Source organism: Rhizobium sp. NPDC092011, assembly GCF_044756305.1.
In the GTDB taxonomy this organism is placed as follows: domain Bacteria; phylum Pseudomonadota; class Alphaproteobacteria; order Rhizobiales; family Rhizobiaceae; genus Rhizobium.
Window position 1 is genome coordinate 56,522 of record NZ_JBIVSO010000006.1, and the last position, 13,966, is coordinate 70,487.

Genomic DNA, 13,966 nt, shown 5'->3' on the forward strand with positions numbered 1-13,966 from the left:
CTACTCCCGGTTCTGTTTGAGGTTCTTGTCCATGTCGCGCACCGCTTCGAAAAGCACGGCGGCACCCATGGCGATATCGTCATTCTCGGCCCATTCCTCGGCGCAATGGCTGCGGCCTTCCTTGCAGGGCACGAAGATCATGGCAGCCGGCGCGACCTTGGCGATCCAGGCCGTGTCGTGACCGGCGCCGGAGGCCATGCGGCGATGCTTGGCACCGACGCTCTCGCAGGCGCGCTCGAGCGTTTCGAGCAGCACGGGAGCGCCCGGCGTCGGCATATTGTCGGAGACGCGCACCGGCGTGTTGATCGTCACGCCATAATCGGCGGCGATGGTCTTCACCTCACCGTCGATCCAGGCGAGGAAATCTTCCATGTCGCTACGGATTTCCGCGCGGCCGTCGATGAGTAGCACCACTTTGGACGGCACGACGTTGGCGGCATTCGGCTCGATGCGGAATTCGCCGACGGTTGCGGCGAAATGGCCCGGCGTCTTTGCCTGCTCGGCGGCGCGTTGACGAATATCCAGCACGAGCTGCGAAGCGGCTACCAGCGCGTCGGCGCGGCGATCCATCGGCGTCGTGCCGGCATGGTCGGCGCGGCCTTCCACGGTGATTTCAATGCGGGTGATGCCGGCAATCGCGGTGACGATGCCGATATCCTTGTTCTCCGCTTCCAGCACCGGACCCTGCTCGATATGCAGCTCAAGGAAGCCGGCAAGATCCGGGCGTTTCTGGGCAAGCAGCACGGAGGGATCGCCGCCTACCTCGGCAATGCCCTGCGAAAGGGTGCGGTCGCCGCTCATGCGGGAGAGCCACGCCTCGGGGATCTGCCCGGTCATGCCGCGGCTGCCGATGCAGGAGACGCCGAAGATGCTGACTTCCTCGGCGAGGAAATCGACAATCTCGAGATCATGGTCGAGTTCGATGCCGCGATCCTTCAAGGAGCGCGCAACTTCAAGTGCCGCAATCGTGCCGGCAATGCCGTCGAAGCGGCCGCCATCGGGAACCGTATCGGAATGCGATCCGACAAGGATGGTGCCGAGGCCCGGCTTGGCACCTTCACGGCGGCCGATCAGATTGCCGGCGGCATCCATGCGCGTCGTGAGACCAGCGGCCTTCATGCGGGCTTCGATGTAGGCACGGCCCTCAAGAAAGAGCGGTGAAAAGGCGCGGCGTGTCCAGGGATGGCCGGGTTCGGTAATGCCGGCCAGCGCATCGATGTCTTCGGCGATACGGTCGGCGTTGACGGGCAGGTTGTGGCGCTTGGGGGCGGTCATCAGGCAGCATCTCCGGCAATGATTTGGCAAGGCAAGGGGCGCACGAAATTGCCTGAGCCGGGCTCGGCCAGCACCTTCTGTCCCTCGGTGATCTGCTTGCCTCTAAGATAGGCGGCCGACACAGTCCAGGGCAGGCGAATGCCATTGTAGGGGCTCCAGCCGACGACATTGTTGCCGCTCGCGGCTGCGTCGTAGACCATTTCGCGCGGCTCCAGCACGACGATATCCGCATCCTTGCCGGGCGTCAGCGCGCCCTTGATGTGATCGAGGCGGAAATGCTTGGCCGGGTTTTCCGCCATCAGCTTCGCGGCCCAGGTGAGCGGCACGCCGCGTTCCAGAGCACCCTTGACGAAGAGCGGCACCATGACCTCCAGTCCCGGCACGCCGGAAGCATTCGCCAGCATGTCCGGATTGGTTTTGCGATTTTCCGACCAGCTGACGTGGTCGGTCGAGACCAGCCAGACATTGCCTTCCGCCACTTTGCGCCACAAGGTTTCCACTTCGGCGCGCGGGCGGATCGGCGGATTAATTTTCGCCTTGCCGCCAAGACGCCGCACATCGTTTTCCTCGTCGAGCGTCAGGTAGTGGATGCAGCATTCCACGGTCGCCTCGAAGCCGTCGCGGCGATAGGCGCGGGCAATGTCGTAGCCTCGGCCGAGCGAGCAATGCACGACATGGGCCGGGCAACCGGTATCCGCACCCGTCTCGAAGATCGTGTGCATGGCAAGCAGCTCGGTGATTGGCGGACGGGAAAGGCCATGGGCGCGATAGTCGGTCACGCCGCTTGCCTTCACCTGCTCCATATAGGTGCGCACCGCTTCGTCGTCCTCGTTATGGACGCCGGCGGTGAGGCCGGTCGGCGCGATGGCGGCAAAGCAGGCATCGAGCAGGGCAGGCGGGATGCGCGGGAAACGCTTCGGGTCGGTGCCGAAGGTCGAGAATTTGAAGGCGGCAACGCCGGCCTCGACCATCTCGGCGATGCGCGCCGGACCTTCTTCCGGGTCGATAGTGCCGTAGAGGGCGAAATCGACGCGCGCCTGTGGAGAGGCATGGTCGATCTTCTTCTTGAGCGATTCAGCCGAGCAGACGAGATTGCCTTCGTCATAGGGCATATCGACGATGGTGGTGACGCCACCGGCCGCCGCCGAGCGCGTCGACCAGATGAAGTCTTCCTGATCCTTCTGCGACAGCGAATGCACCTGCGCGTCGACCGCGCCGGGCAGGATCAGCGCCTTGCCGAGCAGATGCCGCTCGCGGGCCGCTGGGGGTACACCGATGCCGATTTCGGCGATCTTGCCGTCGCGCACGGCGACATAGCCGGCTTCCACGATGCGCTCGGGCAAAACCACGGTGCCTTGCAGGACAAGATCGAAATCGGCCATGTGCATTCTCTCCGCCGGTCGGTTGGTTCAAGTCGGTTGGTTCAAATGGCGACTGTGTCGCGATAAAGACGCTCTTCGACCCGCTCCAGCGAGCCGAGCGCGAAGAAGTCATCATAGGCAAGGATCGGCTTGTGCGCGATCATTTCCGAAATGAAGGCCTCGGAAGCGAGTTCCTCTTCAATCGCCTCGACCTCGGCCGAAAGAGGGCGGTCGACGACATAGAAATCCGCATGCTTGCGCACGACTTCATAGAGCATGCGCGCCACGCCCTCCGGCTTGTCGCCGAGAATGTCCATCGCCTGCGCCGACAACAGCGCTTCCAGTGCGGCCAGACGCTTGAGCGCCCGCATCTGTCGTTCGAAACGCTCAATGACCAGCGGCAGGAAGGCGGCTTCGTCTTCCATGCCGGCCGCAACCACCAGCGACTGCGCCGAAACCGGGTTGGACATGGAGAGAACGCGCGAGAAGATTTCGCCAGCGAGCTTGATGATCGGGCCGAAACCCGTGGCAATCTTGCCCTCCGGCACGAGATTGACCGGCAGGCCGCGCCGTTGGCCGTTGCCGAGCAGGACGCAACGGTTGAAGGAGTTGCGGGCGGCATGCGCCATGCAGATGAGCGCGCCCTCAAGCAGAATGGTGACATCGAGTGGAAGAGAACCGCCCGATGTCATGACACGTCCGTCAACTATGACCGGGTTGTCATCGGAGCGACCGGTCGCGGCAAGGATCTTGTGACCGGCCGTCAGCAGGTTTTCGATGACGGCGCCGAAGACCTGGGCGATCATGCGCAGGCTCAGCGGGTCCTGCACATGGGTCGCCACCGGCCAGGGCCATTCGTCCGAGGCGTTGCAGAGCCAGGCGCCGATCAACGCTTCGCGCGGCGTGCCGACATGGCGCACCGAAATCCATGGATCGCGCGAGGTGCCGAGCGCGCCGGCCGCCATCATGCCGGTTGCAAGCAGGACGCGGATCGAGGCGGCGGCATTGCGAGTGGTTTCGGCGGCGGCTGCGAAGCTCACGGCATTGACGCTGAGCGAAGCCAAGCTGTCGCGCGGCAGCATCTTCACGGCGTCGATGCCGGCAGCGCTGAAGGCATCGGCCGCCTGCATGCGGCGGCCACGATAGACGGCCTCACCGACGCCGGTCAGAACCGCGCCGATCTGGCCCATCAGGCCGATATCGGCGCAGCCGATGGAGCCGGTTCGGCGCACCACAGGGATGACATCGGCGCTGAGCAGTTGCAGATAGGCGTCGATCAGCTCCTGAGAGCAGCCGACTTGCCCCGTCAGGGCGGTATTGACGCGGATCGCCATGGCGTTGCGCACGACCGACATGGAGAAGGGCGAGCCGGTGCCGAAATGATGGGCGCGCACGAGGCCGAGATTGAAGGCATCGAGATCGTCGGACGACCATTCGACGTCCTTCATGGCGCCGACGCCGGTTGTCGAGCCGTAGACCGGCATGCCGGAGTGAATGGCATTTTCGAGAACGTTGCGCGCCAGCCGAACGCGTGCCATGCCGCTTTCGGATGCCGAAGGCAGGGCGACGCCTGCGCCGATCCGAACCAGGTCGCTGAACCCCAAGGGTTGCCCGGTGAGTTCGATGCCGGCTCTCTGACGCTCCATGTCTTTTGTTCTCCTTTTTTGCAAGGCTATGCGAGCCTTATCGCCAATGGGATATCCCAAATGGCGAACACCTCGGTAGACCTGGATTCAAACAGTAGAGTGTGATGTCGTTCGAAAATCGCTCACGCCTTTCGGCATCATGCTCCAGCTGGCTTGATTTCGAAGTTTGAGACCAGTCGAGTTGCCGCGCAACTCTGTGTTTGCTCGGGTATACAGCTTCGGAGAGACTAAAATCCGGCAATGTCGACGTTGCCCCATTATCAGCCGGTATCACCTCGGCTGATAATGGGAAGAGCGGTATCGATCAGCTGAGATGCCAGGCGATGTAGAGAAGCGTCAGCGCGATCACCCACAATGCGAAACGGCCGGAACGGCTGTGCTTGGCTTCGGCCTTGCCGATCGCCTCGGCGGTCTGCGGGTCGAAGCGCAGGCCGTTCTCGCTCATATGGAGCAGTTCGTGATGGAATTTCTCGGTCTTGGCAGCGATTTCGGGGGCCGCTTCGGCGAGCTTCACGGCCGCTTTCAGACCATCCTTCAGATCGGTCATGATACGCTTCGGACCGAGATTGGTGCGAATCCAGTCGCCGACAACCGGTTCCGAAGCCTTCCACATGTTGAAGCGTGGATTGAGCATGCGCGACACGCCCTCGACCACGACCATGGTCTTCTGCAGCATGACCAGTTCTGGACGCGTCTCCATGTCGAAGAGCTCGGTCACTTCGAAGAGCAGCGTCAGCAGCTTGCCCATCGAGATGGTCTCGGCCGGTTGGCCATGGATCGGCTCGCCGATGGCGCGGATCGCCTGGGCGAAACTTTCCATGTTGTGGTGAGACGGTACGTAGCCGGCTTCGAAATGCACTTCCGCGACGCGAAGATAATCGCGCGTGATGAAGCCATAGAGGATTTCGGCAAGGAAACGGCGCTCCTTCCGGCCGAGCCGCCCGACAATGCCCATGTCGACGGCGACGACCATGCCGGCTGCGTCGACGAAGAGGTTGCCGGGGTGCATGTCGGCATGAAAGAAGCCGTCGCGCAGCGTATGGCGAAGGAAGGACTGGATCAGCGTATCGGCGAGCGCATTGAGATCGTGACCGGCAGCCTTCAGTCCCTCAACGTCGGACATCTTCACGCCGTCGATCCACTCCATGGTGATGACGTCGCGGCCGGTGCGTTCCCAATCGACCTTCGGAACGCGGAAACCCGGATCCTTTTCGGTGTTCTCGGCGATTTCCGAAAGAGCGGCTGCTTCCAGCCGCAGGTCCATCTCGACCTTGGTCGTCTGCTCGAGCGTCTTGGTCACTTCCACCGGGCGAAGGCGCCGGCTGGAGGGCATGAAGCGCTCCTGCAGGCCGGCAACGAGATACATCGCCTTGATGTCGTTGACGAAGCGCTGCCGTACACCCGGGCGAACCACCTTGACGGCAACGCGCTTGCGTCCCTCGGGCGTTTCGATTTCTGCAGGATGGACCTGAGCGATCGACGCCGCCGCGATGGGTTCGCCGAAACTTACATAGAGATCGTCGATCCGCCGCCCCAGCGAAGCCTCGATCGCCGCGGTTGCGGTCGCATGCGGAAAGAAGGCCATCCGGTCCTGCAGCTGCGACAGGTCGTTGGCCATGTCTACGCCGACGACGTCGGGCCGCGTTGCCAGAAACTGGCCGATCTTCACATAGGAAGGCCCGAGCCTTTCGACCGCCTTGGCAAGCCGGTCGCTACGCGCCTGGCTCTTCGCCTTTCTGCGGGCGAAGATGCTGACGAAGGATTTCGCGAAGCTGACGGAAGGCGGCAAGCCCTCGGAGGGGAGGGCAATCACCACGCCTTCGCGCACGAGTACCCAGCCGACCCGGATGAGGCCGAAATATGCGCTGAAAGCACTCATAGCGTCTCAAGGTCTCGGAAAGTGGAGGCCAAAAGCCGCATCGGGTGACTGGACATCATGCTTCAGAGCTTCCAGCCGGAGTGCAGCGCGGCGATGCCGCCGGTGTAATTGGTGAAGCTCACGCGCGAGAAGCCGGCCTCGCGGATCATCGTCGCGAAGTCCTGCTGGTTCGGGAACTTGCGGATCGATTCCACCAGATACTGATAGGGCTCCGCATCGCCTGTGATCGCCTTGCCGAACTTCGGAATGGCATTGAAGGACCATGCGTCGTAGACACGATCGAGCAGCGGCAGATCGACTTCGGAGAATTCCAGCACCAGCAGGCGACCACCGCGCTTCAGCACGCGATAGGCTTCCTTCAAAGCGACATCGATACGCGGCACGTTACGGATGCCGAAGGCGATCGTGTAGGCGTCGAAGGAGTTCGGCTCGAAGGGCAGCTCCTCGGCATTCGCCTCGACGAAGGTGAGGTTATCCGAGAGCTTCTTTTTCTCTGCACGCTCGGCACCGACGGCAAGCATCGAGCCATTGATGTCGAGCACGGTTGCATGTGCCAGCCGGTTTGAGGATTCGACGATGCGGAAGGCGATATCGCCGGTCCCGCCGGCAACGTCCAGAACTTTGTAACCTGCTTCCTTGCGCGGGTTGAGCGCGGATATCATCGCGTCTTTCCAGGCGCGGTGCATGCCCATGGACATGACGTCGTTCATGACGTCGTAGCGCTTGGCGACCTTGTGGAACACCTCGTTGACGAGGCCCTGCTTTTCGCCATTGGCCACTTCGCGGAAGCCATAGGATGTTTCCATGCCGCCATCGGCGGAGGTGCGGCTGTCTGCCATCGGCTCAACTCCGTTACACAACAGCGGCCAGCGTCTTATGTGATACGCAAGGTCGCTGTAGCACTTTAAATTTGCTGCATAATTTATCCCTAAATCGATTCCGATCTCAGGAATTACGCAGTATTCAGCGGCGGACCATAGCGAAATCGCGTTTGCCACGCTATCTCATCAGCCAGATCACCAGCCGCAATGCCTGTGGGCTATAGCCCAGATCATAAGCGGTTGAAACACAAAGATGGATAGCCATGCCGGAATTACCAGAGGTCGAAACCGTCAGACGGGGCCTCGCTCCCTCCATGGAGGGCGCCGTTCTGAAGGAGCTGGAGCTGCGCCGCAAGGATTTGCGCTTTCCGTTCCCTGCAGATTTCGCTGGGATCGTTTCAGGGCGCGGCATCACGTCGCTGTCCCGCCGCGCCAAATATCTGCTGATCGACCTCGATGACGGCATGACGATCGTCTCGCATCTTGGAATGTCCGGCTCGTTCCGGGTCGAAGCGGGTGCATCGGCAGAGATGCCGGGAGACTTTCACCATCCGCGCTCCAAGGACGAGAAGCACGACCACGTTGTCTTCCATCTGGCGGGCGGGAATGGCAGCGCGCGTGTCATTTACAACGATCCGCGTCGCTTCGGTTTCATGGATATCGTCAGGCGATCCGAGATCGCGAACCACCCCTTCTTTCGGGATCTCGGTCCGGAGCCTACGGGAAACGAGCTGGGCGCCGATTACCTCGCCGAGCGTTTCGCCGGTAAGGCGCAGCCGTTGAAGAGCGCGCTGCTGGATCAGAAGAACATCGCCGGTCTCGGCAATATATATGTTTGCGAGGCATTGTGGCGCTCGCACCTGTCGCCGCTGCGCGCCGCCGGCACGCTGGTCGCCGATAGCGGCAAACCCACCGAGGCGCTGCGGAGCCTGGTCGTTGCCATCCGCGAAGTCATTGCCGATGCAATCGCCGCGGGCGGCTCGTCCCTGCGCGATCACATCCAGACGGATGGCTCGCTCGGCTACTTCCAGCATTCGTTTTCGGTCTACGATCGCGAGGCGCAGCCTTGCAGTACGCCGGGTTGCGGCGGTACGGTCGGTCGCATCGTCCAGGCAGGGCGCTCTTCTTTCTATTGTGCCGCCTGCCAAAATTGATTGAGCTGATTGAAGGGAGAGAGAAATGGCTTACGAAACCCTCATCGTCGAGACGCACGGCGCGGTTGGCCTCATCCGGCTCAACCGGCCGCAGGCGTTGAATGCGCTGAATTCTACCGTGCTCACCGAGCTGAAGCAGGCCTATGCGGCCTTTCACGCCGACGATGCAATCGGCGCGATTGTTCTCACGGGCTCGGAAAGAGCCTTTGCCGCCGGCGCCGATATCAAGGAAATGCAGACGCTCGATTTCGTCGACGCGTACAAGAACGATTTCTTCAGCGGCTGGGACGACATCGCCAAGGCGCGCAAGCCTGTCATCGCTGCGGTCAGCGGTTTTGCGCTTGGCGGCGGCTGCGAGCTTGCCATGATGTGCGATTTCATCATTGCCTCGGAGACGGCGAAGTTCGGCCAGCCGGAAATCACGCTTGGCGTCATTCCCGGCATGGGTGGCTCGCAGCGCCTGACGCGCGCCGTCGGCGGTGCGAAGGCGATGGATCTGATATTGACGGGGCGGATGATGGATGCGGCGGAGGCCGAGCGTGCGGGCCTGGTGGCGCGCGTCGTGCCCGCGGACAAGCTGCTGGACGAAGCTCTGGCGGCGGCCGCCAAGATTGCATCCTATTCCCGTCCTTCCGTGCTCATGGCCAAGGAAGCGGTCAATCGCGCCCAGGAGACCACGCTCGAGGAAGGGTTGCGTTTCGAGCGCCGTCTGTTCCATAGCCTGTTCTCGACCGAAGATCAGAAGGAAGGGATGGCTGCCTTCGTCGAAAAGCGCAAGCCAGCCTTCAAGAACCGGTAGGGCGAGAATCCGGAATTACGAGCCTTCGGCAAGAATCCGCGTTGACGCCGGGGCTCATTCCGGTTATATGCCCGCCACAGTTTGGAAAGCCGCTCTGGTTTTCCGCAATTGCTCCCGCATTGCTGGATGAAGTGGCCGCAGGGCCCGCGCTGCAACGATGGAGTTATGTTCGAATTCTAAGAGAGGCATACATGGCCAATACTACCTCGGCGAAAAAAGCGACCCGCAAGATCGCCCGCCGCACCGAAGTCAACAAGGCTCGTCGCTCGCGCGTTCGCACTTTCGTCCGCCAGGTCGAAGAAGCCATCGCATCGGGTGACGCGGCTCTCGCCAAGGCAGCTTTCATCGCTGCTCAGCCGGAACTGGCCCGTGCAGCGACGAAGGGCGTGCTTCACGCCAACACCGCTTCCCGCAAGGTTTCGCGTCTTGCCAAGCGTGTTAAGGCCCTTTCGGCTCCGACCGCCTAACATTCTATTAACGATTTCGTCGTTACACTTAAGCCCGGCCTTTGCGCCGGGCTTTTTGGATTCGGCCAAAAAATTGCCGCAATACCAAAATCGACTGGCTGATCATGTCAATGGCGTGACAGAAATATACCTTTGAAAACAAAGGGTTGTGGCAGGATATCTCAGCGCTGCGTGATCTGCGTGACGCGTTGCCGGCTCACAAGTGAGTCAAGGGATTTTTTATTTTTTTTGTTTTGAAAGCCATGAGAATCGCGCCGAACGGGAATCTCTTTGATTCAACAGCGATTCTTTTTTGAAGGGCTTGTGACAGTCAAAATTGACCTCCGGAGTCAATGGCTGCCTCTTAATTTTGTGTAAAATTCATCGTTGATATCTGCCCACGATCCTGCCTAAATGCTTTTCAACAAGGGGCGCGGATCTCACCTTAAACGGCTTTTGCGAACACCGTCACTAACGGCGGCGTGGGTGATTTTGTCTCTTGTGACGGAGCGGTTCAGTTCCGTTTTTTCAAACAGTTGACGAGTTAAAGCCGGAAGCGGCAACGCTTGCGGAACGAGGTAGCTTGTCTGTCCTTTGTGGCCCTGGTCGATGACACGGCTGCGGGGAGGGGAGAAAAGTTGACAGCCGTTGGGGCAGCCGGTCGGAATACGAGGGCCGACTGATGTTCCAACTACAGACGCCAGGACGGCGGCCGTTTTGAAGAACGGTTTTCGCCACAGTGCGTCTGTAAAGCCCATTGGCTGGGCTCGGCTGATGAACCGGTATGCGGCGCTGCTTGGACAACGAGCGCGACCACCATGCCTTGGCGAAGATCCAGGGGCGACGGCGCTATGCTGCCTCGCCCTGCAAGAGACTGTGGAAGGCGGCACTACATGCAGATACATACGAGGACGGCGGGTGCGTTGGAAAAAGGGGACAATGCACAGGCGTTCGGCGCGGTTTGCTTAGAAGCGGCGGGGGATAAGGGCGACGTGGCGCAGAATGTTTTGTTCGAGCGCGTCAGCGCGCGCTTGAAGGCTCAGGTTGGTCCCGATGTTTATGCCAGCTGGTTTGCGCGGCTCAAGCTCCACTCGGTATCCAAGAGCGTCGTTCGTCTCACCGTTCCGACGACCTTTTTGAAGTCGTGGATCAACAATCGTTATCTCGACCTGATCACCAGCCTTTTCCAGGCTGAAGATGCAGAGGTCCTGAAAGTCGAAATTCTGGTGCGCACCGCAGCGCGGCAGAGCACAAAGCCATCTGCTGAAGAGCAGGCCGTCGTGCCGGATCAGGCTGCCGTTGCGCCGATCCGTCGCGCCGTCGCCCAGCCGGCCGGTCATGCAGCCGCTCAAGCCGTCAGTGCGGCCGCTGCTGCCCGGCCGTCGACATCGGGTTCGCCGCTGTTCGGCTCGCCGCTCGATTCTCGCTTTACCTTCGACACCTTCGTCGAGGGCGGCTCGAACCGCGTGAGCCTTGCCGCCGCAAAGACCATCGCAGAGGCAGGTTCCGGCGCCGTGCGCTTCAATCCGCTCTTCGTCCACGCGACGGTCGGCCTCGGCAAGACGCACCTGCTGCAGGCGATCGCCAATGCGGCCGTCCAGAACCCGCGCGGCCTGCGCGTGGTCTATCTGACAGCTGAATACTTCATGTGGCGCTTTGCAACCGCGATCCGCGACAATGACGCGCTGACGCTGAAGGATTCGCTGCGCAACATCGATCTGCTCATCATCGACGACATGCAGTTCCTGCAGGGCAAGATGATCCAGCACGAGTTCTGCCATCTGCTCAACATGCTGCTCGACAGCGCCAAGCAGGTTGTCGTTGCCGCCGACCGCGCCCCTTGGGAGCTGGAATCGCTCGATCCGCGCGTTCGTTCGCGCCTTCAAGGCGGTGTGGCGATCGAGGTCGAGGCGCCTGACTATGAAATGCGCCTTGAAATCCTCAAGCGCCGCCTCGATGCTGCCCGTCAGGACGATCCGTCGCTGGAAATCCCGGCCGAGCTTCTGTCGCACGTTGCCCGCAATGTCACGGCAAGCGGCCGCGAACTAGAAGGCGCCTTCAACCAGCTCATCTTCCGTCGCTCTTTCGAGCCGAACCTGACGGTCGAGCGTGTCGACGAGCTTCTCGCTCATCTGGTTGGCTCCGGTGAGCCGCGCCGCGTGCGCATCGAAGACATCCAGCGTATCGTCGCACGTCACTACAACGTCTCGCGTCAGGAACTGGTCTCGAACCGCCGCACGCGCGTCATCGTCAAGCCGCGCCAGATCGCCATGTATCTGTCGAAGACCCTGACGCCGCGTTCTTTCCCGGAAATCGGCCGTCGTTTCGGCGGTCGTGATCACACCACGGTTTTGCATGCCGTGCGCAAGATCGAGGAACTGATCTCCGGCGATAGCAAGCTTTCGCATGAGATCGAGCTGCTGAAGCGCCTCATCAACGAATAAGGCTCGCGATCGATATTCTATGATGCTCGACGGTCGGCCCAAAAGCCGGCCGTTTCTTTTTGAGTGCCGTTAGCCGGCTATTGGGCGCGGCCGCTCGCCCGATGCGTTGTCGCACTTGGAGCGCTTGGCGCTCAAGCTGGCGGTGCCGCGCGCGAAACCTCGGAAAGCAGCCAGGCACGCAGGGTCGCAATTGCTGGTCTCTCCAATGCGCCGGGGGGATAGACGAGATGATAAGCGAAGGCGCTTGCAAGCCCGATCGGGAAGGGGGCGACGAGTGCTCCTTCAGCCAAATCCTGCTCCACGAAGGAGCGGCGCATCAGTGCAACCCCGAGCCCCGCCTTCATCGCGTGATAGGCGCCCATACCGTCTGTGAAGACCGGTCCATGTGTGGCATCCACGCGGGTCGCGCCGGCCGCCTGTAGCCAAAGCTCCCAATCTCGCCGATAGACGTCATGGATCAGCGTGAGATTTGCGAGAGCGTCAACGGCAGGCGAGGTGCCGAGCGTCGCAGCCATCTCAGGCGTGCACATCGGCACATATTCGTCATCGAGCAGCCTTTCGCTCGCCAACCCCTCATAGCCGCCAAGGCCATGGCGAATGGCGATGTCTATTCCGTCCCGCTGGAAGTCCATCATCCGATGCGAAGCGCTGATGCGAAGATCGATGTCGGGATGGGCCTCCTCGAAGCGCCTCAGTCGCGGCACCAGCCAATGCGTGGCAAAGCCAGCGGTGCAGGTGATGGTCACGACCGTGTCCTTCGCCCGCATCGCAAGCGCTGCGGTCGCCTCGCGAATGAGGCGGAAGGCTGTCCGCATCGTCGCGAAATATTCGGCGCCATCCACCGTCAAGGCCAGGCTGCGTGGCCTCCGCTCGAAGAGCCGCACGCCAAGCGAGCTTTCGAGATCGCGGATCTGCAGGCTGATGGCGCCAGGCGTCACATGCAACTCGCTCGCCGCCAGCGTCATGCTGAGGTGCCGGGCGGAAGCCTCAAAGGCGCGCAGCGCCGAAAGAGAGGGCAATTGATCCATTACGATTGAGTTTTCCTAAATCGAAAACAGAGAAAGACTCGTTTGTCAGTCGGTAGATATCGCATGATTATCAGCATGATTTCTCTCGATGACAAGTGAACGCAGCCAGTCCGTCGATAAGTTGAACTCAATCGAATGATATCGGAGTTTCGTCATGCCGCAAAAATCAATGGGTGCAGTCGAGTGGAGCATGTTGGTGGGCCTGTCCATTCTTTGGGGTGGCTCCTTCCTCTTCAACGGCATTCTTGTGCGTGAACTTCCACCCTTCACCATCGTCACTGCCCGCGTGGGGCTGGCGGCAGTCGCCTTGCACATCATCGTGCGGCTGACCGGCCATTCCATGCCAAGGGATCGTCAGGCCTGGCTTGCCTTTTTCGGGATGGGCTTCCTCAACAACGTCATTCCCTTTCTGCTCATCGTTTGGGGGCAGACCCACATCGCCAGCGGTCTTGCTTCTATCCTTAACGCCACCACGCCGCTCTTTGCGGTGGTCGTTGCTCATTTCCTGACGACGGACGAAAAGATGACCGGAAATCGCCTGATCGGCGTTATTGTCGGTTTCGCTGGCGTAGCGTTGATGATCGGACCGTCGGTACTCGCCAGCCTCGGCTCTAATCTGCTTGCGCAAGTGGCGGTTCTGGGTGCGGCCTTCAGCTACTCGCTGGCCGGCATATTCGGCCGTCGCTTCAGCCGCATGGGGCTCGCCCCCATCATTCCGGCCGCCGGTCAGGTCACGGGTTCGGCCTTATTGCTTCTGCCGATCGCGCTCCTTGTCGATCACCCTTGGACGCTCACAACGCCGTCGGCGGAGACATGGCTTGCGCTTGCCGGCCTGGCGATCCTTTCGACAGCCGTCGCCTACGTGCTGTTCTTCCGCATCCTGGCGACGGCGGGCGCCACGAACCTGATGCTGGTAACCTTCCTCATTCCCGTCAGCGCCATTCTTCTAGGTGCGCTTGTCCTTGGCGAGAGCCTGCAGCCAAAACATTTCATTGGCATGGCGATGATCGCACTCGGCCTTGCGGCCATCGACGGAAGATTGCTCACCCTTCACTCAAGGGGAAGGGTCGGCACATAGTGCCGGGGCGGCGCGATGTTGTCTGGAACCGAAGT

At 61.2% G+C, this 13,966-nt stretch carries 11 protein-coding genes; 5 read left to right on the top strand and 6 right to left on the bottom strand.

All coding sequences use genetic code 11. The features are described 5' to 3' along the window. From ACIQJ2_RS23060 to ubiE, 5 genes are all read right to left on the bottom strand, one after another. Complete coding sequence (locus ACIQJ2_RS23060) at nucleotides 1-1,275, bottom strand: Zn-dependent hydrolase (RefSeq protein WP_400673316.1); 1,275 nt, start codon at nucleotides 1,273-1,275, stop codon at nucleotides 1-3. Then, nucleotides 1,275-2,657, bottom strand: a complete 1,383-nt coding sequence (locus ACIQJ2_RS23065) for a dihydroorotase family protein (protein ID WP_400673314.1) — start codon at nucleotides 2,655-2,657, stop codon at nucleotides 1,275-1,277. Before ACIQJ2_RS23065 ends, ACIQJ2_RS23060 begins: the two co-directional genes overlap by 1 nt. A 41-nt stretch (nucleotides 2,658-2,698) precedes the next feature. Next, the gene (locus ACIQJ2_RS23070) at nucleotides 2,699-4,282 is read right to left on the bottom strand and encodes an aromatic amino acid lyase (RefSeq protein WP_400673312.1); all 1,584 of its coding nucleotides are present in this window, start codon (nucleotides 4,280-4,282) and stop codon (nucleotides 2,699-2,701) included. Nucleotides 4,283-4,586: 304 nt separating this feature from the next. After that, nucleotides 4,587-6,161 (bottom strand): 2-polyprenylphenol 6-hydroxylase, encoded by a 1,575-nt coding sequence (gene ubiB / locus ACIQJ2_RS23075; protein ID WP_199144561.1) that lies wholly within the window; start codon nucleotides 6,159-6,161, stop codon nucleotides 4,587-4,589. A gap of 62 nt (nucleotides 6,162-6,223) precedes the next feature. Further along, nucleotides 6,224-7,000 carry a bifunctional demethylmenaquinone methyltransferase/2-methoxy-6-polyprenyl-1,4-benzoquinol methylase UbiE gene (gene ubiE / locus ACIQJ2_RS23080; protein ID WP_199144563.1) on the bottom strand — a complete coding sequence of 259 codons (777 nt, stop codon included), beginning with the start codon at nucleotides 6,998-7,000 and terminating at the stop codon, nucleotides 6,224-6,226. A gap of 245 nt (nucleotides 7,001-7,245) precedes the next feature. On the opposite strand from ubiE, the gene mutM reads away from it, so the two are divergent. From mutM to dnaA, 4 genes are all read left to right on the top strand, one after another. Continuing rightward, nucleotides 7,246-8,136, top strand: coding sequence for a bifunctional DNA-formamidopyrimidine glycosylase/DNA-(apurinic or apyrimidinic site) lyase (gene mutM / locus ACIQJ2_RS23085; RefSeq protein WP_400673307.1), 891 nt, complete (start codon nucleotides 7,246-7,248; stop codon nucleotides 8,134-8,136). A gap of 25 nt (nucleotides 8,137-8,161) precedes the next feature. Next, complete coding sequence (locus ACIQJ2_RS23090) at nucleotides 8,162-8,935, top strand: enoyl-CoA hydratase (RefSeq protein WP_199144567.1); 774 nt, start codon at nucleotides 8,162-8,164, stop codon at nucleotides 8,933-8,935. A 191-nt stretch (nucleotides 8,936-9,126) separates the two neighbouring features. Continuing rightward, nucleotides 9,127-9,402 (top strand): 30S ribosomal protein S20, encoded by a 276-nt coding sequence (gene rpsT, locus ACIQJ2_RS23095; protein WP_199144569.1) that lies wholly within the window; start codon nucleotides 9,127-9,129, stop codon nucleotides 9,400-9,402. 872 nt (nucleotides 9,403-10,274) lie between these two features. After that, nucleotides 10,275-11,825 (top strand): chromosomal replication initiator protein DnaA, encoded by a 1,551-nt coding sequence (gene dnaA, locus ACIQJ2_RS23100; RefSeq protein WP_199144571.1) that lies wholly within the window; start codon nucleotides 10,275-10,277, stop codon nucleotides 11,823-11,825. Nucleotides 11,826-11,956: 131 nt separating this feature from the next. On the opposite strand, the gene gcvA is transcribed toward dnaA, so the two are convergent. After that, entirely contained in the window at nucleotides 11,957-12,853 is an 897-nt protein-coding gene (gcvA, locus tag ACIQJ2_RS23105; protein ID WP_400673302.1) for a transcriptional regulator GcvA, read from the bottom strand. A gap of 154 nt (nucleotides 12,854-13,007) precedes the next feature. Between gcvA and ACIQJ2_RS23110 the strand changes: the two genes are divergently transcribed. Beyond that, a complete protein-coding gene (locus ACIQJ2_RS23110; protein ID WP_400673300.1) occupies nucleotides 13,008-13,931 on the top strand; it encodes a DMT family transporter in 924 nt (307 codons plus the stop codon). The last annotated feature ends 35 nt before the right edge of the window (nucleotides 13,932-13,966 follow it).